The organism is Ruegeria sp. CDSC052 (assembly GCF_059610685.1).
The window spans coordinates 48,284-72,046 of sequence record NZ_JBXWOB010000004.1; the positions used below are offsets into that span (position 1 = coordinate 48,284).

Below are 23,763 nucleotides of genomic sequence, written 5' to 3' on the forward strand. Positions count from 1 at the left end.
TGCATCAATCGCACCCATACTCATTTTACGGATACTGCCATGACAATCTCAGATGAGAGCTCAGAAAAAATTCACTATATCTGCCAGACATATGTGGAAAATAAGCCCGGTCGCGGAGGGCAAGGAAACTTGAAAATTGGCAAGCAATTTGAATACTCCACGGCGGCGGAAGCACAAAACAGAGCAGAAAGGGAAGCGCTATCCGACGATTGCGCTGGCGCCGATGCCTACATGGTCAGTGAGGACCCGAACAGTGGCGAGGTCGGGGCGCCGAGCTTTATCATTAGGCTTGGAAATGTTCCGGAATTTGATGAGTTTTAGATCTTGAGCAGGCTTCAGTTTAACTCTCTAAACTCACCTTGTTTGCGGCATTAGATCGACCAAAAACAAATCTATTTGGTGCCAGAAAAACAGACCATTTTGGGCGTGGGTTTTGCCAAGAAACTGCGCCATGAATACCGGAAAAAAGCAGTTTTTAGTGTAGGCGCAGCGAGAAATCCCAAGGTGCAGGTCGGGCTCGTTTGATACTTTCGTGGTATCCAGCGTAAAGGATCGTTCTCTTACTTCGAGCCAGATTTTGACGTGAAGGCCAAAGCGATCTGGCCTTTCATATTGTGCAACAACTCGATTGAGTAGAGGTATTGCGCATCTGGGACATACGTCAGATTTGTTCGACCTTCACGGAATCAAGCGGGTAGAAGGCGACATGGCCTTTGATGTCTAAGGCAGAATGGATCGGGTCTTCATAGCTCCAAGCAGCGTTTTCAGTGACCGAGGATTTGTTGACGATCGAAAAATGCGTGGCTTGGCCCTTGTGTTTGCACTGCGTGACCTTGTCGGTAACATCCAGAAATGCCATCGCGATATCGGTACGAGGGAAATAGATGACCGGATCAAGATCGCCCTCGAGCAATTCCAGAGCATTTGTGGTTTCACCCAGAATGGCGCCTCCTGAACGGACGCTCCATTTGCCTGGTGTCTTGCGAATGGTGATCTCGGTCATCTTTGCTCTTTCCTCTGGTCCGGTTTCCCGCTTGTCCACTGCCCGGTATATGTAACGATGCGGTGTCAGATCGGTGCGGTTGCGGCATCCAACCACAGTTGGGCGTCATCTCCCAGCCTTGGTCGAACTTTTTCGGCAACTTCGCGGTGATATGCGTTGAGCCAGTCGCGTTCGACTGCCGTCAGCATATCGGTCAGAACCAAGCGTCGGTCGATAGGGACATAGGTCAATGTGCGCCATTCCAACATGGGACGTTCCGCGTCACCACTGGGCAGGGTAGGGGCAGATTGCACCACCAAAAGGTTTTCAATCCTGATTCCAAACGCACCTTCGCGGTAGTAACCCGGCTCATTCGACAAGATCATGCCCGGCAGCAAGGGCTCATGGCTGGCTTTGGACAGACGCTGAGGGCCCTCATGCACACTCAGATAGGCACCGACGCCGTGCCCGACACCGTGATTAAAGTCCTGACCCGCTGCCCATAGGGGAATACGCGCCACGGATTCGATATCACGTCCAGCCAACCCGGCAGGCCAGCGCAGCATAGACATGGCGATCATGCCTTTCAGCACGCGAGTAAAGCAGGCTTTTTCTTCTTCACCCACATTGCCGATAGCAATGGTCCGGGTAATATCAGTCGTGCCATCCAAATATTGTCCGCCGCTGTCCAGCACCAGGATATGACCGTCTTGCAGCAGGCTGTCGGTTTCCTCGGTCACCCGGTAATGCATGATCGCGCCATTGGGTCCTGTCCCTGCAATCGTATCGAACGAGATATCCTGCAGGGCATTATCCTTGCGCCGGTTCTCCTCAAGCCGAGTGACCACCTGCGTTTCCGTAACATCGCCAGCGGCTTGCGCATCCAGCCAGCACAGCGTTTCGATCACAGCGACAGCATCGCGCAGATGTGCCTCGGCACTGCCTGCGATTTCGGCAGGGTTCTTGCAGGCTTTGGGCAGCGCACAAGGGTCGCCGCCATCGACCATCTGCCCTTCTAGCACATCGGCCACTGCCTGTGGCAGCGTACCAAGATCAACCTGAACCTTACCGTCAAGCGCTGCGACAGCCGTCAAAAACGTGTCCGGCGCATGAACTGTGACTGAATCGGCCATCGCCACGTTCAGCTTTTGGTGCGCCATGAACAGATCCACGCGGCCATCCGCATGCAGTATAGCAAACCCATGCGCCACCGGGTTGTACCCGATATCGGAGCCCCGAATGTTCAACAACCACATGATCGAGTCGGGCAGGGTAATCACCGCTGCGCCACAGCCCGTGTCCTGCAGGGACTGCGCCAGACGCGCGATTTTGCTGTCTGCGCTTTCGCCCGCGAATTCGATCGGGTGCAGCTTTACCGGGTTCATTGGTGGATCGGGTTGATCCCACCAAACCCGGTCCACCAGATTGTCGCTGCGCACCAGTGTAATATCTCGGCCTTCAAGGTCGGTCTGCGTTTTCGCGATCTGACCCGCCGAATGTAGCCACGGATCAAAGCCAACCCGACCACCCTGCGGGAGTTGTTCCGTTAGCCACGCGGCAAGGCTGACCTCGGGCCATGGAACAGGTGTGTAATCGGCGGCGACCTGCGCTTTGACCTGCGTACGATAACGTCCGTCAATGAAGACGCCGGCCTTATCTGCCAAAACCACGCAGAACCCGGCCGAACCTGTGAACCCGGTCAGCCAGGCAAGCCGTTCGTCGCGCGGGGCCACATACTCGCCTTGATGCACATCTGCGCGCGGGACCAAGAAACCGTCCAACCCGTCGCGTGCCAATTCGGTCCGCAGATCGGCCAGCCGAGGCGGGCCCTGTTCCGGCCGTGCGGTCACGGCGAAGGACTGAAACATGTCATACCTCTATCAGTTTGGAGCGCGCGACGCCATGTTATGGAAAAGGCGATTCAGCCTACTCTCTTCATTCCCATAACCCGCGCTCGTGCGCGCGGATCACTGTCAAACAGAGCGGCCAGTTGCTCGGTCATGGCTCCGGCCAGTTGCTCGACATCCGTGATGGTCACGGCGCGGTCGTAATACCGGGTCACGTCATGGCCGATGCCGATGGCAAGCAATTCCACCATCTTGCGCTTTTCGACCATCCCGATCACATCGCGCAGGTGCTTTTCCAGATAGTTTGCTGGGTTCACGCTGAGCGTTGAATCATCGACCGGCGCCCCGTCCGAGATTACCATCAAAATCTTGCGCTGCTCGCGCCGTGCCGTCATCCGGCGATGCGCCCATTCCAGCGCCTCGCCGTCGATATTTTCCTTCAGCAGACCTTCTTTCATCATCAGCCCCAGATTGGGTCGGGCGCGTCGCCACGGGGCATCCGCGCCTTTGTAGATGATATGGCGCAGATCGTTCAGACGACCGGGCTGCTGTGGGCGGCCATCGTTCAGCCAGGCCTCGCGCGCCAGCCCGCCTTTCCACGCTCGCGTGGTAAAGCCCAGAATCTCGACCTTGACGTTGCAGCGTTCCAGCGTGCGTGCCAGAACATCCGCGCAGATCGCCGCGATCGAAATAGGTCGCCCGCGCATCGAGCCCGAATTATCCAACAGCAGCGTCACCACCGTATCGCGGAACTCAGTATCCTTCTCGACCTTAAAGCTCAGCGGTGTGGTTGGGCTTGCAACAACACGCGCCAGACGGCCCGCGTCCAGAATGCCTTCTTCGCGGTCGAACTCCCAGCTGCGGTTCTGTTGCGCCTGCAACCGGCGCTGCAATTTGTTGGCCAAACGGCTGACGGCACCTTTCAGCGGTTCTAGCTGTTGATCCAGATAGGCCCGAAGGCGTTCCAGCTCAGCGGGCTCCGCCAGATCCTCGGCGGCGATCTCTTCGTCATGGGTGCTCAGGTAGACCTTATAGTCGGGATCAGCATCGGATGCAGGCGGAGGGGCAGGCGGCTCCAGCGGGGCCTCGCCCTCGGGCATCTCGGCCTCTTCTCCCATTTCATCCTCGGCCATCTCATCCATGGAGACTTGAGCCTGAGACTGATCCTGCTGTTCTTCCTGTGACTGCTCAGGGGTCGCATCCGCGTCCTGTTCGTCCTGATCATCCTGACCAGTGCTGTCGGGGTCGGGCTGTTCTTCGGCGTCGTCTTCGGCCTGATCTTCCTGATCTTCGTCCAGCTCATCCGGGTCATCGCCCAGCTGATCGCCATAGCCCAGATCCTTGATCATCTGGCGTGCAAACTTGGCGAATTCGGCCTGGTCCGAAAGTACCTCGTCAAGGTTCTCCAGTACGCCCCCTGCCTGATCTTCGATAAACCCGCGCCACAGGTTCATGACATTGTCAGCCGCAGGCGGCAGGTCGCGACCAGTGGCCAGATGCCGGATCAGATAGCCGGCGGCCACCGAAAGAGGCGCGTCAGCTGGCTGTTTGCATTGATCATACCCACGCCGGATCGCTTCGTGCCCGATCTTGACGTCGATGTTGGACGCAGTGCCTGGCATGTCCCGCGCACCCATCGCTTCGCACCGGGCAACCTCCATCGCCTCGTACAGATCGCGGGCCATGTCACCTGGAGGCGCATAGCGATTATGAGTAGCATCATCGTGATAGCGTCGCTGCAAAGCCAAAGCATCCGCGGTCCCGCGCGCCAACAGAACCTCTTCCCGCGTCATGCGCCGCGAGACCTGAGGCAACCGCATCGACTCACCCGACAGGCCCGACGGGTCGACCGTATAGCTCACCGTAAGTTCCGGATCGTCGGCCATCACTTTGGTGGCTTCGGCCAGAGCTTTCTTGAACGGATCAGCGGGGTTGTCTTTGGGTTTGCTCATCGGTGGCAGGTCCGGTCTTGTTCTACTCGGGCAACCTAGAGCCAATCATAGGTCTTGACCATAGGGTCGGCCTTGTTTTCCGGGTAATCAGCGGCACGCCCGAATTGCAAAAACGCCAGACCTGTAGAAAAGAGGCAACGCCCGGCTTCTGCGTGGCCTGTGATTCTAACTGGGGGTGACTTTTCCGTCAGTACAATGCAAAACGAACGGTACACGAACGCGTGATATAGTTATTTGTTTGGGACGGTTTAATGGGACTCAGAAGACAATTTCGAAAATTGTTCGGGATCAAAAGACAGACCATAGAATTACAGCCCTCGGGCTGGTTAGCCGAGAATGTTTTCTGTCAGTCACCCTCAACGCCGCTGAGTGAGATAGTTCACGTTTTCGATCCCAAATACAAAGATCCTGACCCAATCAACCTAGTGCATATCGTCAATTTCTTTTCTGTCGACGGAGCGATGAATGATGTCCAGCGCGCTACGTTGGATAGCATGGTGACTGCCAAATCAGATCCGTTGGCTGGTGAAGGTGAAACAACTTTGGTGCAGGTTCCGGTGCATGGGGACGAAGATCTGATTCAAGCCCATTACGGCCTGCAAGTTGCGACAAAACTGGAACGCACGGTTCTGGATGTCGGAACGTTTCGAATTCCTCGGCCTTTGCCACTTTTGTTTGATGTTCTGGAAAAGGGTGCATCCGTTGCTAAACCCGGAGATTTTGTAATCTACACTAATGCAGATATTTGTCTTCAGCCCTATTTTTATGGCGCGGTACGTCAGCTTATTGCGGGTGGTTTCGATGCCATCACGATCAATCGTCGGACATTTGGCGATGCGCATGGGTTTTCCCATGACCCCCTGTCTATGGGCGAGGTTGGTATGCAGCATCCGGGTTTCGACTGCTTTGTTTTTTCCAAAGAAGTTTTCGATCAATTTGTTCGCACAGATTCCTGCCTCGGGATGTCTGGGGTCATACAGCCAATGCTATTCAATCTCGCTGCGCACTCGAAACGAATGCTGATGCTCAAGAATGTCAGTCTGACGTTTCATTTCGGCGATGATCGGCCGTGGAAAACCCAGGACTTTGATGATTATGCCATGCATAACTTCACAGAGGCGGCGGATAGTTTAACCAAATTGGCGGAAGACGTCAGTAAACGCGGTCATCTTCGCGAGTTCTGTGACAATCACATTGGAATCTGGAAACTTGACGACGATGGATTGTTGGCTCCAGATGCGGCTCAAGAAGTTGCACAGGCACATTTGGCCAATAATGCATAAAAGCTAACTTTCATAGCTTTTGATGATGTGGCCCTGCAAGAGCTTCCGAAAGCCTGTGCCACGCACAAGCCCCCGGAAATTCCGTATATTTTGTTATCCCAAGCTGGTGCTTGCAGCGCTTTCCGGGAGTTCCTCGTCAAAACACCGCTGATAGAACTCGGCCACTGTCTGGCGCTCCAGCTCGTCGCATTTGTTCAGAAAGGATAGGCGGAAAGCATAGCCGACATTGCGGAAAATCTCGGCGTTTTGGGCCCAGTTGATTACCGTTCGGGGGCTCATCACGGTCGAAAGATCACCGTTCATGAACGCGGTCCGAGTCAGATCGGCAACGGTGACCATCTGAGCGACGATCTTGCGGCCCTCGGCAGTGTTGTAATGCGGCGCTTTGGACAGAACGATCATCGTTTCTGCGTCATGGCTAAGGTAGTTCAGCGTCGCGACCAGAGACCAACGGTCCATCTGGGCTTGGTTGATCTGTTGTGTGCCGTGATACAGGCCGGTCGTGTCACCCAGGCCAACAGTATTGGCGGTGGCAAACAGGCGGAAATATTTGTGCGGGGTCAGAATCTCGTTCTGGTCCAGCAGAGTCAGGCTGCCATTGGTTTCCAGAACGCGCTGGATCACAAACATCACGTCTGCGCGCCCGGCATCGTATTCGTCAAAGACGATAGCAACAGGGTTACGCAGAGCCCAGGGCAGAATTCCTTCGTGGAAATCCGTGACCTGTTTGCCATCACGCAGCTTGATCGCATCCTTGCCGATGAGGTCGATCCGGCTGATATGGCTGTCCAGATTGACGCGCACGGCCGGCCAGTTCAGTCGCGCAGCGACCTGCTCGATATGGGTCGATTTACCGGTGCCGTGATAACCCTGAATCATCACGCGGCGGTTATGGGTAAACCCTGCGAGGATTGCCAGCGTCGTATCTGGGTCGAACTTATATGTCGGGTCGATCTCGGGAACCCGTTCTGTCTGTTCGTAAAAGCGTTTGACCTGCATGTCAGAATTGATGCCGAACACATCTCGGACCGAAATCTCTTCTGTTGGTTTTGCGTTTGCGTCAATCGGCCAATCCATGCCTGTCGTCCTTATCCTGATACCGCGGCCCCCGCGCGGGCTTCTGAACCCGTGTGTGGTGCAACATATTGCAGATAAGGGCAAGGGAAAGCGGCCCCCTTGGAAAGGTGAGCAGGTTTTTCTTTCAAACTGGCCCTATTGACGCGCGGGCGATCCTTGGTCGCGACGCGTACCAGGTGCAGGTCAAGCCGCGTTTGTCAACAAAGGCACTGCGGCCTGTTCGGACGCACATGCCGATCCATGTGTCGGAAATGCTGTATGCAGGTAAGTATTCAATAATCCAAATGTTGAAAATGACCTTATCAGACATATGAAAAATGGTCTCATGGGGCTTTTTGCAAGTTGCTCAAGTACACAGCAGATTTCTTTGCTAGTCGCGAGCCAGATCTGTCAGTTGGCAATACCAGACGTCGAGATGGCAGTTTCTGGATTCAGCGTCATCCTAAGGACGTGTAGAAACTAGGCAGGGCAACACTTTCGGCGAACGGGAAAGTGACCTCGGGCAAATGCCACAAGAAATCGTCACAACTTGCGGCTCGTCACGTGCAGATATTGAAATGTGTTGTGGAGGTGGTACACTATTTTGGACTTAGTTTAAGTAATAAGTAAAAGGTTGCCATGGCTTTAGTAATTACCGGTCCAACGAGGATTTTCTTTCCTCCGAACACGGACACATTTTCTGTGGACTACAACTCCAGCAAGCCAGCGTCTTGGTTTGTATCTGTAACAGATGACGGACTTCTTTCCCCTTCAGATTACTCGGTTACGATTTCCAGTGCTGGTTTACTAACAGTGGACCTGCAGCCGGGGGTTATTGTTCCCCCAAATACAACTCTGAGTTTGATCGTCAGAGCCTCCAGCGGGCCTGGAAATGGCAACAATGCCTCGATTGGGGTAACCGTTAGGTTGCCCGCTGGAACGGTGCCGTGTTTCGTGAAAGGGACATTGATTGAAACTGAAAGTGGCTGTCGCGCTGTTGAGGAACTCGCTGTTGGTGACAAAGTGCGTGCTTCCAGTGGTGAACTGCTACGCATCGAGTGGATCGGAGAGAAGACCCTGCAGGCAGAAGCTTTGAAGCGAAACCCCCAGTTACGTCCGGTTTGCATTCAGAAAGGTGCATTCGGAAAAGGACTGCCTGACCGAGATTTGTACGTTTCTCCACAACATAGGATTGTCGTGGAGGGTTGGCGCGCAGAGTTGCTGTTTGGAGAGCCAAAAGTTTTCGCCGCGGCAGTTCATCTCGTTAACGATCATACAATTCGCCAAGTAAATACTTATGATCCCGTTACATACTACCATATTGCTTGCTGTCGCCACGCGATACTGTTGTCGAATGGTTTGCCAACTGAAAGTTTGTTTTTAGGTGAAATGGCGGTGATGTCCTTCGATCGGGAAGATGCCGAGGAACTCCGTGAGCTATTTCCCGAACTGCGAAACGCGGCACCCGCTTTTGAGCAAACGCGCGTACGTTGCCTAAAACGCCCCGAAGCTGCTGCGTTACGCGATACGTTCGCGCACTGAACCCACTACCTAAAATTCCGGCTGTCCTTGATCTGATCCCACGCCCAGACAACCTCTTGCAACTGCTCTTCCTGAGAACGGTCGCCGCCGTTCATATCGGGGTGCAACACCTTGATCAGCTTTTTATAGGTCTTTCGGATTTCGGCCTTGGACCAGCTGTCATTGGCTTCCAGAATCTCGATAGCGCGACGTTCGGTTGGGGGCAGGCGGCGGCCGCCTCCGCCTGTAGTGCGCCCTTTGTTCTGGGTACTGTTCGCGCCCAGCACCTGGTGCGGGTCTTCGATTCCCAAACGGGCCCAGGCACGTGCCTCGGGATCGCCCATGGGTTTGGTTTCACGCTCCCAGACTTTGTCCTTAGACTGTTGAGCATTCATTTCGGCCTCGGTCGTGCCGTCGAAGAAATTCCATTTCTGGTTATACTCGCGCACATGCTGCTGGCAGAACCAGAAGAAATCATCCAAAACATCCGGTGCTTTCGGGGCCCGAAATTTACCAGGCTCTTCACAGCCCTCATGGTCACAGATTCGCACCGAAGTTTCAGACGCGCCAGACATACCACGCCGTCCACGCGGGTTTTTTTTCTTCGCGCTGGAGACGGACATATCGAATCCAAATGGGTCTGATTTCGTCATGCTATGATCCTTAAGAACGCATCTTCTCGACTCGGAGGCAGCAGTTTAGTCTAAGCAGCCGAAAGTAGAAGAGGGGGGCGGTAATATTTTTGCCGCTGAGCGTAAAAATGACCGTGACCGAAGAAATGCGAAGCCGCCTGCAATCGGCGTTTGATCCACATGAGCTTGAAATCGTTGACGACAGCGAAAGCCACCGCGGGCATGCCGGATTCCAAGAAGGTGGTGAAAGCCATTTCAACATCCGAATCCGCGCGGCTGCATTCGAGGGGCAATCTCGCGTTGCCCGCCACCGCGCAGTGCACAAAGCGCTTGGAGATATCGTGCCGCGGATCCATGCTTTGGCATTGGATATCGGTGTTTAGGCAGGCTTTTGTAACGCGGCCCGGAACGGTCGCACCCCTGCAGCGAAGACAATTCGCGGGTTTTGCCGTGATCGTTCAGAGATTGGCACAGGGTCGCGGGTTGGATAGGTGAAAGCCGGCCGGTAATTTTTCGGTGTTTTGGTGATTTCGACCGGTTTCTTGCAGTGATGGCAACAAATCAGGAAATTCAGTCTGAATGTGAAAACATTCCATGCATAACAGTTGCTCGAACGCGGGCCCTAATCTACCCTCAATTGACGGGATGTTTTTCAGGTATTTGGTTTTGAGAGTTCTTTTTGTGCAGGCTGGATTTGGGCCTGGGGGGGCAGAGAAAGTAATAGCCATGCTTTCAGGGCATTTTGCCCGGCGCGGTTGTGCTGTTCACGTTACCGGTTTTCAGATGCCGACCGATGGTCCCTATTTCCCGATGCATCTCGATGTTGAACTCAGCGTTGCAGAAAAGGCGACGGGACAGGCGTCACGTATTACGCATATCCGCTCTGTCATAAAGAAATTCCGACCGGACGTTGTAATCTCATTCCTGACCAAGGTGAATGTTCAGACTCTTCTGGCAAGCGTTGGAACCGGGATTCCCGTTATCATTTCTGAACGCAATAATCCGCTGCGACAGGACGCACATCCCCTTTGGGCACCGCTTCAAGGGATTGCGGGGATAAAGGCAGCAAAGGTTGTCGGGCTGACACATCGCGGATTGGCGGATCTTCCCTTCACTTTGCGCAAGAAGGGGATGGTTATTCCGAACCCGATCCTCCCCTTTGAGCGAGTTGAATCCTCTGGCACGAGGCAGGGTGTGCAACTGGTCGCGGTTGGCCGCCTCGTTCGGCAAAAGGGGTTCGACATGTTGCTGCAGGCGATGCAGCGCATTCATTCCCAAGCTCCAGATACCAGGTTGATTATCTATGGTGAGGGCAGCGAGCGGGAAAATCTGCAGAAACTGCGCGATGATCTGGGGCTACAGTCGGTTGCTCGGCTGCCCGGCAATACGATCGAGGTCGGGGAATGGGCGCAGCGTGCGGACATTCTGGTAGCCACCTCGCGGTTCGAAGGGTTTCACAATGTCGTCGCTGAGGCGGCGGTCAGCGGGATACCGGTCGTGTCTTTCGATTGCGATTACGGTCCGTCAGAGTTCATTCAAAACGGACGGAACGGATATCTGGTTCCCGTCAACGATGTCAGTGGTTTGGAACAGGCAGTGCTGAAGCTGATCCATGAACCCGACCTCAGGGCGCAGATGTCCAAGGTGTCACCTACGCTAAAGGCCGATCTGTCCCCAGATCAGGTCTTTGCCCAATGGGACACGCTAATTCGCGACGTCACGAGCTGAGATTCAAAACGCTACTCCTGACAGCCGTTTTTTTTGACAGGCCCGGTTAGGGCAATCAGGTTTTTTGACCTTCAGTCTCTGCAGTTTCGTCTTCCGATTTTTCTGTTTCAGCACCTTTCAGCGACAAAGGCGGCTCTTTGGCCTGTTCTGCAATGGGGGCCGGGGCCTGAACGGTATCGGGACCAGGAACAGGTTGAGCAAGAGCAACGCCATCCTTCGTTTCGGTCGGGCCAGGTGTCGGGGCAACAGGCATATCAATTTCACGGCGAAATATCAGGACATTGCGCCAGTTCACGGTGCTGCCGGTCAGGCCGGAGCGTTCCTCGCTGGGCAACAACTCGGCGCGTTGATATTCCCAGCCATCCTGCCCCATCTGGTTTAGCACCTGTTCAATAGAAGCAGCGAAACGTCCCTCGGCTGACTTTTCACCCTTGGTCTTGGCAGACTTTTGGGGGGAAGGGACAACTTTGTATTCGTAGCGGGGCATCGGAATTCCTACCTGTAAGTTCCGGGTAATCTAGCAGGTTGATCACAATGGGAAAGTCATCATAGCGCGGCGGGCGAATTCCGGCACATCTGCTGGTGCGGGCCTGGTGCCACAAATGACAAGCGGCGGGACTTTGCGCAAAGGCTAAAGTCCCGCCGCCGAAATCAGTAAAACCGAAAGATCTACGATCCCAGTTTCTTGGCAATCAGCTCGTTGACGGCCTTGGGATTGGCCTTGCCACCAGTCGCCTTCATCACCTGACCAACGAACCAGCCGGCCAGTTTCGGGTTTACCTTGGCCTTCTCGACCTGTGCCGGATTGGCGGCTATGATCTCGTCCAAAGCGGCCTCGATCGCGCCCGTGTCCGTCACCTGCTTCATGCCGCGGTCTTCGACGATCTGCGCCGGATCTCCGCCTTCGGTATAGACGATTTCGAACAGGTCCTTGGCGATCTTGCCCGAGATCGCGTCCGAGGAAATCAGGTCGATGATGCCGCCAAGCTGTGCAGGTGAAACCGGCGAGTCGGTGATCTCGTGATCTTCCTTTTTCAGGCGGCCAAACAGTTCGTTAATGACCCAGTTTGCAGCCAGTTTGCCATTGCGACCCTGCGCGACCTCTTCGAAATAGGCAGCCGATTCAACATCAGCAGTCAGCACCGATGCGTCATAGTCCGTCAGTCCGAACGTGCTGATAAAACGCGCTTTTTTATCGTCAGGCAGCTCGGGCAGGTTGGCGGCGATGTCGTCAACCCAGGCCTGCTCGATCTCTAGCGGCAGCAGGTCAGGGTCAGGGAAGTAGCGATAGTCATGCGCTTCTTCCTTGGACCGCATCGAACGCGTCTCGCCCTTGTCCGGGTCATACAGGCGGGTTTCCTGATCGACCTTGCCACCACCTTCGACGATCGCGATCTGGCGGCGGGCTTCGACCTCAATGGCTTGCTGGATGAAGCGCATCGAGTTCATGTTCTTGATCTCACAACGGGTGCCCAGATGCGAGAAATCCTGTGTTTCCTGATACTTTTCATAGGCCCCCGGCAAACAGATCGAGACGTTCACGTCTGCCCGCAAATTGCCGTTCTGCATGTTGCCGTCACAGGTGCCCAAATAGCGCAGGATCTGACGCAACTTGGCGATATAGGCGGCGGCCTCTTCCGGGCCGCGAATGTCGGGGCGGCTGACGATCTCCATCAGGCAAACACCGGTTCGGTTCAGGTCGACGAAGGACATATGCGGGTCCATGTCGTGGATTGATTTGCCTGCGTCCTGCTCCATGTGGATGCGTTCGATCCGCACCATGCGCGCGGTGCCGTCACCCATCTCGACCAGCACTTCACCTTCGCCGACAATAGGCTGATAAAGCTGGGAAATCTGATAACCCTGCGGAAGGTCGGGGTAGAAATAATTCTTGCGGTCAAAAGCCGATTTCAGGTTGATATCGGCTTTCAGGCCCAACCCGGTGCGCACGGTCTGTTCGACGCAATATTCGTTGATCACCGGCAGCATTCCCGGCATTGCCGCGTCCACAAAGGCCACGTTCGAGTTCGGCTCGGCCCCGAATTGGGTCGACGCGCCAGAGAACAGCTTGGCATTGGACGAGACCTGCGCATGCACCTCCATCCCGATTACCAGTTCCCAATCGTGCTTGGCCCCGGCAATGGTTTTGGGCTTAGGCATTTCGTATGTCAGGTCGAGCATGGCGCGCCTCATTTCCGCAGAAGTCTAAGCCTGCGTATTAGGCCCGGCGCGCCAAAGGGGCAAGGGGGAATCAGTGTCCGGACAGGTGCAACCCTGTCGGAGTAAAGGTCACATCCATGCCGCTGCGCAGTTCCTCGCGAAACAGGTCGCCGATTGCCCGCAACGCATCGCGGTGCCCGCGGGCTGCAAACCGTTCGGGCGAGTTGATGCGGACCGAGTTATTGAACCCTTGTGCCGCATGGGCCCAGATCAGCGGATGCAGTTCGGTCAGGTGATCACGGATCAGCCAGTTGGCCGCGTCGTGGATCTGAGCGCGCACCGCGTCGGCCTTTTCATTCCCCCCAAGGCCGTTCTGGATGGTTATCGCACAATAGGCAGCCAGCATATTGACCATCTGCTGGTCGGGGCGGTTGCGCAGTATATCGTGCAAACCCTGCAGGAAATATTCGATATCCAGTCGTGCGCAGGCTTCGTCGTCTAGGGCGATGGCATCAAACTGGACCCAAGTGTAGCCACCGGCGCCCCAAAGGTCATGGGTACGGGTTGCATTGCGCAGGGCCTGAACCTCAAGCTCTTCATAGCTGCCGAACCAGCGTGGCAGCAGATGAGTGCCCATTGCACGCATATGGCGTTGGTTATGCGGGTCCAACGTAATCAACTGTTCATACTGATCAGCCACGCGCAGATTGGACTTGCGCTGACCTGCCAGCAGAGCACAGCCAACAGCCGCAACCAGCGCATTGTTGGGCGCGGCTTCGCGGCATTTTGGCAGGATATCGGCCGCGCGGTCGAAATGGGCGGTGCAGCGAGACCGGTGCAAGGGGGGAAGAACTGCGTTTGTCGCAGTGCCGCGCCACGCCCAGGCCAGGTCAATATGCGCCATAGCCACAACAAGGGCGATCATCGGATCATCCTCATGCGCCCGCATTTCATCCTCAAGCTCAGAAATTCCGCCAAGAAGATCATAGTCTGACAATGCCCGATAATCGGACAGAGCGTGTTCGACCGCCAGCACTACATCGGACCGAGCGCCGAATGCCAGCAAATCCGCGATTGGCATCCCATCGGGCGCAGTTTCGCGCGCGTCATCGGCGGCACGCATCTTTGCAGAAAGGTCTGCCCACCGATCCTGGCGGGCCAGATCGCGGCCAAGTTCGATGACGTCCTGACCGATCAGTTCATCGGCCGAGACATTTGCGACGGGGATATTTACCGAACCCTGATCTGGCAGAGCAGCGGCCAGCACTGCATCGGCGGCGTCGAAATCTGACGCAATTTTCAAGGATGGATGTGGAACGCGGGCCTTTTGGGCCATCAGAAACCGGAACATGCTTACACTCGAAACAAAAAAAAATCGTAACCTAGCTTTAGAGACTGGCCTCTATTTGGCTCAAATTCAAGCTACAACCGTCTTATTGTCGCTTTGTTCCGGTCAATGCGCCCTGAGACTCGGGATCGTTTCAAAATGGGCCGAAATGATGCCGTTCAACCTTTAGGCCAGCCTCTTTCAGGCGGGACTCGAGTTCCTTATGCGGAGGGGTCGACTCATCAGGCAGGCGAATCCGCTTTTCCGAGGTCAGCACCAGCGACATGCGCACCGAGAAATCCCAGCGTGTATCCAGGCGCACATGGTCGATTTCGCTCAATCTTACGCCAGCCTCGCGCCGCCCCGAGAACCACCGCAGCCCATCCTGATCCAGCCGGAGCCCCGAACGGGTGTTTTGTGCAAAGTCCCATAATGCGGGTAGGGTGAACAGGGCCAGCAGGCCAATCAGCCACCAGACGGCATCAAAGGCGATGACCAACACAGCCAGCGCGGCATAGACCGACAGTAGAATTGCGATGACCTGCGGTGACCTGTTATGCCGTGTATAGGAATAGGGGGTCATGCGTTCAGGATGCGCGTCACCATTTCGGTCGTGTCCCGTGAAAGGTCTGGCGTTTCGGCGATGCGGGTCAGCTGGTTGCGGATAAGGGCCTGGCGATCTGCGTCATACCGCTTCCACGTCTGGAATGCCGAACACATCCGCGCCGTGGTCTGCGGATTGACCGGATCCAGTTTGATCAGCCAGTCCGCCAGCAGAGAATAACCAGCTCCATCAGCACGGTGGAAACCGGCGTGATTCGTCGCCAATGCCCCTAGAACAGCCCGGAAACGGTTCGGGTTCTTCCAGTTGAAATCCGGATGCCCGGTCAGGTGGCTTACGATATCTGCAGTCTCTGCCGGGGCTGACATCGCCACCTGCAGGCCGAACCATTTGTCCATCACCAGCCGGTCATCTTGCCACCGGTCATAAAACGCGTTCAGTTCCTGTTCCCCTTTGCCCGCACGCAACAGGCAGGACAAAGCCGAAAGCTGAAGGGTCATGTTATCGGCGCGCTGATAATCCTCGGCCGCTTTTGCACCCCCGTCCAGCCGTGAGGTCAACGCCAGTGCGGCCCCACCCAGAGCCCGCTGGCCAGCTTGTTCTGCGTCCGGGCTAAAGGGGGCTTCGATGCTGGTTTCGCTGTGCAGGCGGGGCAGCAGATCCTGAACGTGCTGGGCCGTTACCTGCCGCAGCGTTTCAACAGCCGTCCAAATGGCCATCGGGTCGGGCGTGACACCCTGTTCATGCATCATCGCAGCAAGTTCAGATTGGGACGGCAACCCCAGCATCAAGGCGCGATAAGACGGGTCAAGATCGCTGTCGCGCAATACGGCGAGGATGCCATCGAGATAATCCGTTTCCGGTGCCGCATCCGTCAAGATCATCTTGATCAGCGTGTCTTCGGCTAAAGATCGCCCTGCTTGCCAGCGGTTGAACGGGTCGCTGTCATGAGCCAGCAAAAAAGCTCGCTCAGCGCTGCTCTGGTCATGTTCCAGAATCACGGGGGCCGAGAAATCGCGCAGGATTGAGGCCGTGGGTTTGGGCGGATTGGCACCGGACACGCGTTCCGGTCCTTCGCAACCCTGCAAGCGCCAGCCTTCTACTGTGTATTCGAAAGCAAAGCTTTGGGTTTCCTGCGTGAACTCCAGTATGGTTGTGGGCATGGTTTCATCCCCGTTCGCGCCGATCAGCCCGACCGCGACGGGGATAACCTGCGGCAGTTTTTCTGACTGTCCGGGGGTCGGGTCGGTGCGCTGTCTCAGCGTCAAGGTGTAGATGCCATCAGTCCATTCTTCGGTCACCGATACGCGCGGGGTGCCAGATTGGCTGTACCAGCGTTTGAACTGGGTCAGGTCGCGACCTGTGGTGTCCTCAAACACCTTGATCCAGTCCTCGATGGTGCAGGCCTGACCGTCATGCCGATCAAAATACAGCTCCAGCGCCTGCGCATAGGCCTCGTCACCCACCAGACGTTTCAGCATGCCGATCACCTCGGCGCCTTTTTCGTAGACCGTCGCGGTGTAGAAGTTGTTGATCTCTTGAAAGCTCTCTGGCCTTACCGGATGTGAAAGCGGGCCGTTATCCTCGGCGAACTGGCGCGCCCGCAGGTCGATGGCATCGTGGATACGTTTGACCGGGGCCGAGCGCATGTCCGAGGTGAACTGCGCATCGCGGTACACTGTCAGACCCTCTTTCAAGCACAGCTGAAACCAGTCGCGGCAGGTGATGCGGTTGCCAGTCCAGTTGTGGAAATACTCATGCGCGATGATCGCCTCGATCCGTTCGAAATTCATATCGGTGGATGTCTCAGGGCTGGCCAGCACGGCGGACGAGTTGAAAATGTTCAGACCCTTGTTTTCCATCGCCCCCATGTTGAAATCATCGACGGCGACGATGTTAAAGACATCCAGGTCGTATTCGCGGCCATAGACGTCCTCGTCCCATTTCATCGACTTCTTCAGCGCCTCCATACCGAAGGCGCATTTTCCCTCATCGCCCGGGCGCACCCACAGGTTCAGTTCAACCTCGCGGCCCGATTTGGTTGTGAACTGACCGGGATGTGTAATCAGGTCGCCTGCGACAAGGGCGAACAGATAGGCGGGTTTAGGCCAGGGGTCATTCCATTCGGCCCAACCATCCCCCTTGCCGGTCGGGTTGCCGTTCGACAGCAGAACCGGCAACGCGCCATTAATGCGTACGGTGAAGATCGACATCACGTCGGGCCGGTCGGGATAGAAGGTGATCTTGCGAAACCCCTCGGCCTCGCATTGGGTGCAATACATGCCGTTCGACATGTAGAGCCCCTCAAGCGCAGTGTTGTTGCCTGGGTCGATTTCGACCTCGGCTTCCCAGACAAATGCCGCGTCGGGAACAACCGCCGTCAGACCGGTCTCTGTGACGTCTGGAGTGATCTCAACCCCGTCAACAGTAGCACGGATCAGTTTCAGTTGCTCACCATGCAGGAAAAACTGACGGTCTAAGGCATCAGGATTGGGCCGGAAGGCGATGCGCGAAGTCACTCGGGTCGCATTTGGGGCCAGATCAAAGGTCAGATGTACGCTGTCCACCAGATAACCAAACGGTGTGTAGTCTTTCAGATAGATCGTCGTGGGGGCTGCGTCGCGCATCGGTGGCCTCGAATGGGTTGGTATCAGGCGCGACGTTATGGGTTGCTGCGATGGGCTGCAAGCGGTGCAAGTAAGCTTGCTCAATAGGCGATAAGCATCTGTCGATGTCGACGTGGCCTGACGACCAAAGACCCAAACTGACCAAGACATGTTGCCTATCGGAAATATCCGCCCTAATTGGGGCCTGTATACAACGGCGTACATACGAGGGAATGTGGCATGAGCAGCAGACAGATGCGGAGCGGACTCAAGGTCGACGGGATTCTGACCGAATTCATAGAAGGGCATGCTCTGTCTGGAACAGGCGTTGCGGCTGACACCTTCTGGAACGGGCTTGCGCAGATGGTTCTCGAGTTGGGTCCAAAGAACCGTACACTTTTGGCAAAGCGGGCCGATATCCAGGGGCGCGTCGATGCCTGGCATCTGGAAAACAATGGCCAGCCGCATAATGCTGTCGCCTATCAGGATTTCCTGCGCGAGATCGGCTATTTGGTGGCTGAAGGCGGGGATTTTCAGATCGAAACCGACAATGTCGATCCCGAGATCGCGTTGATTCCCGGTCCTCAGCTGGTGGTTCCTATTACCAATGCGCGTTTTGCACTGAACGCTGCCAATGCGCGCTGGGGCAGCTTGTATGACTCGCTTTATGGCACCGATGCGATGGGCGATCTTCCCGTCGGTGGTGGTTATGATGATGCGCGCGGAGCACGCGTGATTGCTTGGGCCAAAGCGTTTCTGGACGATGCCGCCCCGCTGGCCAGCGGATCGTGGGCTGAAATGTCAGAACTGCGCGTTGAAAATGGGGTTCTGGTGCCCGCGCTGGCAGATCCAGCGCAGTTTGTGGGTTTTGGCGGTGCCGCTGAAAACCCGGACTTTGTTCTGCTGAAGAACAACGGTCTGCATGTCAAAGTCGTGATTGACGCTTCCAGCACCATTGGCGCCACCGACCCGGCCGGTATTGCTGACGTGCATCTTGAATCGGCGCTGTCGACGATCATGGACTGCGAAGATTCAGTCGCCTGTGTGGATGCCGAGGACAAGGTGGTTGCCTATGGCAACTGGCTGGGCCTGATGAAGGGTGATCTGACCGAAGAGGTCAGCAAAGGCGGCACGACTTTTACACGCAAACTGGCCGATGACCTGACCTTTACCGCGGCGGACGGTGGCGCTGGTGTTCTTAAGGGCCGGTCGCTGATGCTGGTCCGCAATGTGGGGCACCTGATGACCAACCCCGCCGTTCTGGATGCCGAAGGGCGCGAGATCGGCGAAGGTCTGATGGACGCGCTGTGCACCACTCTGATTGCGATGCACGACCTGCAGCGCGATGGCGGCAACTCGGTCACTGGTTCAGTCTACGTGGTAAAGCCCAAGATGCACGGCCCCGAAGAGGTCGCCTTTGCCGTCGAAATTTTCGATATGGTTGAGGACATCCTCGGCCTGCCGCGGAATACCGTAAAGCTCGGTATTATGGATGAAGAGCGCCGCACCTCGGCGAACCTCAAGGAATGTATCCGCGCCGCCAAATCGCGCGTGGCCTTCATCAACACCGGCTTTCTGGACCGGACCGGGGATGAGATCCACACCTCGATGGAGGCAGGACCAATGCTGCCCAAGGGCGACATCAAGAACACGCCGTGGATTGCGTCTTATGAAGATCGCAATGTTGATATCGGTCTGGCATGTGGCTTGAAGGGCAAGGCACAGATAGGCAAAGGCATGTGGGCGATGCCCGACCGTATGGGTGACATGCTGGACGCCAAGATCGGTCACCCGAAATCGGGCGCAACTTGCGCCTGGGTGCCGTCGCCGACTGCCGCGACTCTGCATGCAACACATTATCATAAGGTCAACGTCCTAGAGCGCCAGGACGAATTGGCTGCCGGTGGCGCACGTGGTACGCTGGATGATCTGCTGACCGTGCCTTTGCTGGGCGGCCGCAACCTCAGCGATGATGAGATTGCGCGTGAGATCGAAAACAACGCGCAAGGCATCCTGGGCTATGTGGTTCGCTGGGTCGATCAAGGCGTTGGCTGTTCGAAAGTGCCGGACATCAATGATGTTGGCCTGATGGAAGACCGTGCCACCTGCCGGATTTCGTCTCAGGCCTTGGCCAACTGGCTGCATCATGGCACTGTCGATGAGGCGCAAGTCATGGCCGCGATGCGGAAAATGGCCGTGGTGGTCGATCGGCAGAATGATAGCGATCCGGCGTATCGCCCAATGGCTCCCGGTTTCGACGGGATCGCCTTCCAGGCGGCCTGTGATTTGGTTTTCAAAGGCCGTGTTCAGCCTTCGGGTTATACCGAACCTGTCCTGCACGCCCGCCGACTGGAGATGAAAGCCAGCCTTTAACCCAACAGAAATGACTGGATCGAATATGGTAATTTCTTTGCGCAAAGCCCGTACCCTTATCCGCAAAGCCCTTGAAAAAGGGCGCGAGTTGGGGCTGAAACCCCTCTCGGTCATCGTTCTTGATGCTGGTGGCCACGTCATCGCGTTTGAGCGTGAAGACGGTGCTGCCCCTGGTCGTTTTGCGATTGCGCAGGGCAAGGCCTATGGCTCGGTCATGCTGGGGATGGCGGGCACAGCCCAGATGCAACGCGCCGAGGCGCAGGCCTATTTCATGGCCGCCGTAAACGGTGTTTATGGCGGTCAGGTCGTGCCGGTTCCGGGTGGTGTTCTGCTACGTGACCGAAAAGGTGCCGTAATCGGCGCAGTCGGTGTGACCGGCGACACGTCGGATAACGACGCCATCGCTGCCATGGCCGGGATCGAAGCGGCCGGGCTGACTGGCGAAATTTGACCTTTGGTGAACTCGGAGAGCCGGCAAAGGCTCTCCGATCTTTACGAGGCACAAGCGGCGCGCAAAGCGAATAGGGCCTATTCGGCGGTGGTCCGATCAGGCCCCTTGTTGTGCAGGGGTGAACAGAGACTTGCGCTGACACACAGGCTATGTGCTATTGCGCGCCTGTGACCCTGTCGATACCTTTCCCGGAACGTGCGGAAAGAACTAGGAAAGAATAATGGCTCGACCTGTCGTCGGTATCATCGGCAATTCATATTTGATGAACGATCAATATCCGACTCATGCCGGCGGCACGATGAACTCGGACGCCGTGGCCAATGTCTCGGGTTGCTTGCCGATGCTGATCCCTGCCGACCCGCGGTATGTCTGTGTCGAGGAACTGCTTGAGGTCTGTGATGGTTTCCTGCTGACAGGGGGGCGTCCCAATGTTCACCCCGAGGAATATGGCGAACCTGCGACCGACGCGCATGGCGATTTCGACCGGGCGCGCGATGCGATCACGTTACCCTTGGTGCGGGCCTGTGTCGAAAGAGGACAGCCCTTTTTCGGCATCTGCCGCGGCTTTCAGGAGGTCAACGTGGCCATGGGCGGAACGCTTTATCCAGAAATCCGCGATCTGCCGGGGCGCATGAACCATCGGATGCCCCCCGACGGCACCTTGGAAGAGAAATTTGCCCTACGCCATGTGGTCAACCTGACCGAGGGGGGCGTGTTTCATCGGTTGATGGGCGCTGCCGAGGTGATGACCAACACGCTGCACGGGCAGGGGATCAAAACGGTTGGACATCGCATTGTGATTGACGGCGCTGCACCAGACGGCACGCCCGAGGCGATTTATGTGCAGGACGCGCCCGGTTTCACGCTGTCGGTGCAATGGCACCCGGAATGGGACGCGGTCAATGACCCTGTCTCGCGGCCGCTCTTTGAGGCGTTTGGCGATGCGGCACGCGACTGGTCCGCAGGAGTGCGATCGGGATTGGTTAAACAAACCGCCTGAGTCCCTGCGCCGGCCCTGATTGAAGGGACCGGCGCTTTGCTATCAAACCAGCAGATCGAATTGGTTGATCAACGGCAAGCTGCGGGCGCGCTTGCCGGTAAGGTCGAACAGGGCGTTGCCAAGTGCTGGCATCGACGGAGGCGTCCCCGGCTCGCCCACACCACCCAGATGGCGATTGGTTTCCAGAATGCGGACCTCGGTCACCGGGGCATTATGCATCCGCAGCGCGTCATAGTCGGGGAAGTTATATTGCTCGACCTCACCGTCGGCGAAGGTGATCTCGCCCATCACGGCTGCTGACAGGCCATAGATCATGCCACCGAACATCTGCGCTTCGACCGTTCCCGGATCCAAAGCAAGACCCACATCGCAGGCAATCCACGCCTTTGCGATGCGAATGGTGCCGTCCTCATCGACCACCTCGATCACCTGCGCTACCGGGGTGCCAAAGCTGTAGGTCATTGCTACGCCACGACCAACACCGGCAGGCGTTTCACCCGTCCAACCTGACATTTCCTTGACGGCTTGCAGGACCGCAGCTGAGGGCGCGTGTTCGGTTTGGGCCAGCTCAAGTCGGAATTCCAGCGGATCGCGACCGGCGACCAGGGCCAGCTCGTCCATGAATGTCTCGTGGAAGAACCCGTTATGGCTGTTGCCGACAGAGCGCCAGAACCCCACAGGTACATCCAGATCGGCGATGTGGCCGCTGACGCGGTAGTTCGGCACGGCATAGGGCTGGTTAAAAAGACCTTCGACCAGGACCTTGTCGGGGCCAGCGCCGGGCAGGCCCGATATGCGTTCCACGGCCTGTTGCGTGCAGGATTGCGATGCAACTCTGGCGTCGATCAAAACCGCCTTGCCGTCTTTGACTGCGCCACGCATCCGCGCCAGTGCACCGGGTCGGTAGAAGTCATGGCGCATGTCCTCCTCGCGGCTCCAGGTGGTCTGGACCGGAGTATTGGGCATGGCCATGGCAACTTTGGTTGCGATTTCGATGAAATCCAGCTCTCCACGACGACCAAATCCGCCCCCAAGATAGGTGGTGTGAATCTCGACCGCTTCTTTATCCAGATTCGCCGTGTTTGCAGCGCGGGTCAGAAGGAAAGTCGGCGCCTGGTTGCCACACCACAGCTCGAGCCTGGAACCAGTGAACAGCGCGGTGGCGTTCATGGGCTCCATCGTGGAATGCGCCAGATAGGGTACCTGATATTCAGCGGTGATTTCGGTGGCCCCTTCGGGCAAGGTTTCAACATCGCCATCGTCACGCATGGTCGAATTTGGCGAGTCGTCAAACGCCTCGGCAATTTTTGCGAATATACCGTCAGTATCCGGCGGGTATGGGGCGTCGGCCCAATCGACGTCTATGGCCTCAACCGCTTGAATGGCCAGCCAGGTGTTATTGGCAATAATCGCCACGCCGTTGCCCAGATCGACCACCTTTTCCACGCCGGGCATGGATTCCGCAGCGCTGGCGTCAAAGCCGTTCATCGCACCGCCTAGTTTCGGGTTCATCCGGACCGAGGCGAATTTCAGACCTTCGGGGCGCACGTCGATGCCAAACTCGGCCGTGCCCGTGGATTTTCCAACCATGTCGACTCGTGGCAGATTCTGTCCCAGCAAACGCCAGTCTGAGGGATCGCGCAGCTCGACCTGCATGGGCTCGATCTGTCCGGCGGCCTCAGCCAGTTCGGTATAGGGAATGCGCGTCCCGTCCGGCGCGATCACGGCGCCGTTTTCGGTCTTCAACTGGTCACGCCCCACGCCCAGACGATCAGCAGCGGCTTGTTTCAGTGTTTCGCGGGCGGTGGCCCCTGCCTCGCGCATACGTTCGAACCCGTCGCGCATCGAGGTCGATCCGCCGGTGACCTGCAGGCTGACAACCTTGCCCAGAACGCCTAGCGATTGTGCTAGATTGTGCTGGAAGTTCGAGATGTCATATCCCTTGTTCGGCAGGCTCTCACCCAAAATGGCCGAGTTGTAATAGGCGGCTGCCGCAGGCCCATGAAGGACCCGGATATCGTCCAATTCGACGTCCAGTTCTTCGGCAATCAGGGCTGCCCAAGTGGTCATTACGCCCTGTCCCATCTCGGCACGTGGCGCGAACAGGGTAACGCCCTGCTGATCAATCAGGATGAACGGGCTAAGCGCGGTTTCCCCATCACCAGGCTTCAGCGGGTTGGCTGCCGGGCGGCTGACATAATAGGCGCCAAACGCGACGCCGCCAACAATGGCGGCTGAGCCGATAAGAAACGTGCGGCGAAGAATTTTTCCTACGGAAGCCAT

Annotated in this window: 20 protein-coding genes; 9 read left to right on the forward strand and 11 right to left on the reverse strand. The window is 56.7% G+C overall.

The genetic code is table 11. From position 1 onward, the window contains the following. Positions 1–39: 39 nt before the first annotated feature. Positions 40–321, forward strand: a complete 282-nt coding sequence (locus tag AC2FIM_RS09170) for a hypothetical protein (RefSeq protein ID WP_142634991.1) — start codon at positions 40–42, stop codon at positions 319–321. A gap of 78 nt (positions 322–399) precedes the next feature. Next, the gene (locus tag AC2FIM_RS09175) at positions 400–525 is read left to right on the forward strand and encodes a hypothetical protein (RefSeq protein ID WP_271950255.1); all 126 of its coding nucleotides are present in this window, start codon (positions 400–402) and stop codon (positions 523–525) included. A gap of 136 nt (positions 526–661) precedes the next feature. On the opposite strand, the gene AC2FIM_RS09180 is transcribed toward AC2FIM_RS09175, so the two are convergent. From AC2FIM_RS09180 to cobT, 3 genes are all read right to left on the reverse strand, one after another. Next, entirely contained in the window at positions 662–1,003 is a 342-nt protein-coding gene (locus tag AC2FIM_RS09180; RefSeq protein WP_142634990.1) for a DUF427 domain-containing protein, read from the reverse strand. A 65-nt stretch (positions 1,004–1,068) separates the two neighbouring features. Next, on the reverse strand, positions 1,069–2,850 hold the full coding sequence (locus tag AC2FIM_RS09185) for an aminopeptidase P family protein (protein WP_142634988.1): 1,782 nt from the start codon (positions 2,848–2,850) through the stop codon (positions 1,069–1,071). A gap of 53 nt (positions 2,851–2,903) precedes the next feature. Then, positions 2,904–4,781: a cobaltochelatase subunit CobT gene (gene cobT, locus AC2FIM_RS09190; protein ID WP_142634986.1), complete on the reverse strand. Its 1,878-nt coding sequence runs from the start codon at positions 4,779–4,781 to the stop codon at positions 2,904–2,906. A gap of 278 nt (positions 4,782–5,059) precedes the next feature. On the opposite strand from cobT, the gene AC2FIM_RS09195 reads away from it, so the two are divergent. Then, positions 5,060–6,064 carry a hypothetical protein gene (locus tag AC2FIM_RS09195; protein WP_271950252.1) on the forward strand — a complete coding sequence of 335 codons (1,005 nt, stop codon included), beginning with the start codon at positions 5,060–5,062 and terminating at the stop codon, positions 6,062–6,064. A gap of 93 nt (positions 6,065–6,157) precedes the next feature. Here AC2FIM_RS09195 and cobS read toward each other — a convergent pair whose 3' ends face one another. Further along, entirely contained in the window at positions 6,158–7,141 is a 984-nt protein-coding gene (gene cobS, locus AC2FIM_RS09200; protein ID WP_271950250.1) for a cobaltochelatase subunit CobS, read from the reverse strand. A gap of 618 nt (positions 7,142–7,759) precedes the next feature. Between cobS and AC2FIM_RS09205 the strand changes: the two genes are divergently transcribed. Beyond that, positions 7,760–8,662 carry a Hint domain-containing protein gene (locus tag AC2FIM_RS09205; RefSeq protein ID WP_142634979.1) on the forward strand — a complete coding sequence of 301 codons (903 nt, stop codon included), beginning with the start codon at positions 7,760–7,762 and terminating at the stop codon, positions 8,660–8,662. Positions 8,663–8,667: 5 nt separating this feature from the next. Here the strand turns inward: AC2FIM_RS09205 and AC2FIM_RS09210 are convergent, their stop codons facing one another. Then, positions 8,668–9,294: a J domain-containing protein gene (locus tag AC2FIM_RS09210; RefSeq protein ID WP_142634977.1), complete on the reverse strand. Its 627-nt coding sequence runs from the start codon at positions 9,292–9,294 to the stop codon at positions 8,668–8,670. A 107-nt stretch (positions 9,295–9,401) separates the two neighbouring features. Here AC2FIM_RS09210 and AC2FIM_RS09215 point away from each other — a divergent pair, with 107 nt between their 5' ends. Both AC2FIM_RS09215 and AC2FIM_RS09220 read left to right on the forward strand, forming a co-directional pair. Further along, complete coding sequence (locus tag AC2FIM_RS09215) at positions 9,402–9,656, forward strand: BolA family protein (RefSeq protein WP_142634975.1); 255 nt, start codon at positions 9,402–9,404, stop codon at positions 9,654–9,656. Positions 9,657–9,918: 262 nt separating this feature from the next. Beyond that, on the forward strand, positions 9,919–11,001 hold the full coding sequence (locus tag AC2FIM_RS09220; protein ID WP_496702210.1) for a glycosyltransferase family 4 protein: 1,083 nt from the start codon (positions 9,919–9,921) through the stop codon (positions 10,999–11,001). A gap of 55 nt (positions 11,002–11,056) precedes the next feature. On the opposite strand, the gene AC2FIM_RS09225 is transcribed toward AC2FIM_RS09220, so the two are convergent. The 5 genes from AC2FIM_RS09225 to pepN form a co-directional block, all read right to left on the reverse strand. Beyond that, a complete protein-coding gene (locus AC2FIM_RS09225; protein WP_496677550.1) occupies positions 11,057–11,488 on the reverse strand; it encodes a DUF4177 domain-containing protein in 432 nt (143 codons plus the stop codon). Between the two features lie 182 nt (positions 11,489–11,670). Then, positions 11,671–13,182 carry an Asp-tRNA(Asn)/Glu-tRNA(Gln) amidotransferase subunit GatB gene (gene gatB, locus AC2FIM_RS09230; RefSeq protein ID WP_496677547.1) on the reverse strand — a complete coding sequence of 504 codons (1,512 nt, stop codon included), beginning with the start codon at positions 13,180–13,182 and terminating at the stop codon, positions 11,671–11,673. A 70-nt stretch (positions 13,183–13,252) separates the two neighbouring features. Further along, a complete protein-coding gene (locus AC2FIM_RS09235; RefSeq protein ID WP_496708089.1) occupies positions 13,253–14,464 on the reverse strand; it encodes a hypothetical protein in 1,212 nt (403 codons plus the stop codon). Positions 14,465–14,642: 178 nt separating this feature from the next. Beyond that, on the reverse strand, positions 14,643–15,071 hold the full coding sequence (locus tag AC2FIM_RS09240; protein ID WP_271950240.1) for a hypothetical protein: 429 nt from the start codon (positions 15,069–15,071) through the stop codon (positions 14,643–14,645). After that, positions 15,068–17,677: an aminopeptidase N gene (gene pepN / locus AC2FIM_RS09245; protein ID WP_496677544.1), complete on the reverse strand. Its 2,610-nt coding sequence runs from the start codon at positions 17,675–17,677 to the stop codon at positions 15,068–15,070. Before pepN ends, AC2FIM_RS09240 begins: the two co-directional genes overlap by 4 nt. Positions 17,678–17,896: 219 nt before the next feature. Here pepN and AC2FIM_RS09250 point away from each other — a divergent pair, with 219 nt between their 5' ends. The 3 genes from AC2FIM_RS09250 (at position 17,897) to AC2FIM_RS09260 (ending at position 21,480) form a co-directional block, all read left to right on the forward strand. Beyond that, entirely contained in the window at positions 17,897–20,029 is a 2,133-nt protein-coding gene (locus AC2FIM_RS09250) for a malate synthase G (RefSeq protein ID WP_271950236.1), read from the forward strand. Positions 20,030–20,054: 25 nt separating this feature from the next. Then, on the forward strand, positions 20,055–20,480 hold the full coding sequence (locus AC2FIM_RS09255) for a GlcG/HbpS family heme-binding protein (RefSeq protein ID WP_142635183.1): 426 nt from the start codon (positions 20,055–20,057) through the stop codon (positions 20,478–20,480). A gap of 220 nt (positions 20,481–20,700) precedes the next feature. Beyond that, entirely contained in the window at positions 20,701–21,480 is a 780-nt protein-coding gene (locus AC2FIM_RS09260) for a gamma-glutamyl-gamma-aminobutyrate hydrolase family protein (protein WP_142634959.1), read from the forward strand. 42 nt (positions 21,481–21,522) lie between these two features. Here AC2FIM_RS09260 and AC2FIM_RS09265 read toward each other — a convergent pair whose 3' ends face one another. Then, complete coding sequence (locus tag AC2FIM_RS09265) at positions 21,523–23,763, reverse strand: xanthine dehydrogenase family protein molybdopterin-binding subunit (protein ID WP_496731949.1); 2,241 nt, start codon at positions 23,761–23,763, stop codon at positions 21,523–21,525.

What these genes read in the sequence shown, in the direction of transcription:
- AC2FIM_RS09170 (WP_142634991.1), top strand. Translation starts at nt 40, where the DNA reads ATGACAATCTCAGATGAGAGCTCAGAAAAAATTCACTATATCTGCCAG.
- AC2FIM_RS09180 (WP_142634990.1), bottom strand. Translation starts at nt 1,003, where the DNA reads ATGACCGAGATCACCATTCGCAAGACACCAGGCAAATGGAGCGTCCGT.
- AC2FIM_RS09185 (WP_142634988.1), bottom strand. Translation starts at nt 2,850, where the DNA reads ATGTTTCAGTCCTTCGCCGTGACCGCACGGCCGGAACAGGGCCCGCCT.
- cobT (WP_142634986.1), bottom strand. Translation starts at nt 4,781, where the DNA reads ATGAGCAAACCCAAAGACAACCCCGCTGATCCGTTCAAGAAAGCTCTG.
- cobS (WP_271950250.1), bottom strand. Translation starts at nt 7,141, where the DNA reads ATGGATTGGCCGATTGACGCAAACGCAAAACCAACAGAAGAGATTTCG.
- AC2FIM_RS09205 (WP_142634979.1), top strand. Translation starts at nt 7,760, where the DNA reads ATGGCTTTAGTAATTACCGGTCCAACGAGGATTTTCTTTCCTCCGAAC.
- AC2FIM_RS09210 (WP_142634977.1), bottom strand. Translation starts at nt 9,294, where the DNA reads ATGACGAAATCAGACCCATTTGGATTCGATATGTCCGTCTCCAGCGCG.
- AC2FIM_RS09215 (WP_142634975.1), top strand. Translation starts at nt 9,402, where the DNA reads ATGACCGTGACCGAAGAAATGCGAAGCCGCCTGCAATCGGCGTTTGAT.
- AC2FIM_RS09220 (WP_496702210.1), top strand. Translation starts at nt 9,919, where the DNA reads ATGTTTTTCAGGTATTTGGTTTTGAGAGTTCTTTTTGTGCAGGCTGGA.
- AC2FIM_RS09225 (WP_496677550.1), bottom strand. Translation starts at nt 11,488, where the DNA reads ATGCCCCGCTACGAATACAAAGTTGTCCCTTCCCCCCAAAAGTCTGCC.
- gatB (WP_496677547.1), bottom strand. Translation starts at nt 13,182, where the DNA reads ATGCTCGACCTGACATACGAAATGCCTAAGCCCAAAACCATTGCCGGG.
- AC2FIM_RS09240 (WP_271950240.1), bottom strand. Translation starts at nt 15,071, where the DNA reads ATGACCCCCTATTCCTATACACGGCATAACAGGTCACCGCAGGTCATC.
- pepN (WP_496677544.1), bottom strand. Translation starts at nt 17,677, where the DNA reads ATGCGCGACGCAGCCCCCACGACGATCTATCTGAAAGACTACACACCG.
- AC2FIM_RS09250 (WP_271950236.1), top strand. Translation starts at nt 17,897, where the DNA reads ATGAGCAGCAGACAGATGCGGAGCGGACTCAAGGTCGACGGGATTCTG.
- AC2FIM_RS09255 (WP_142635183.1), top strand. Translation starts at nt 20,055, where the DNA reads ATGGTAATTTCTTTGCGCAAAGCCCGTACCCTTATCCGCAAAGCCCTT.
- AC2FIM_RS09260 (WP_142634959.1), top strand. Translation starts at nt 20,701, where the DNA reads ATGGCTCGACCTGTCGTCGGTATCATCGGCAATTCATATTTGATGAAC.
- AC2FIM_RS09265 (WP_496731949.1), bottom strand. Translation starts at nt 23,763, where the DNA reads ATGGCTTCCGTAGGAAAAATTCTTCGCCGCACGTTTCTTATCGGCTCA.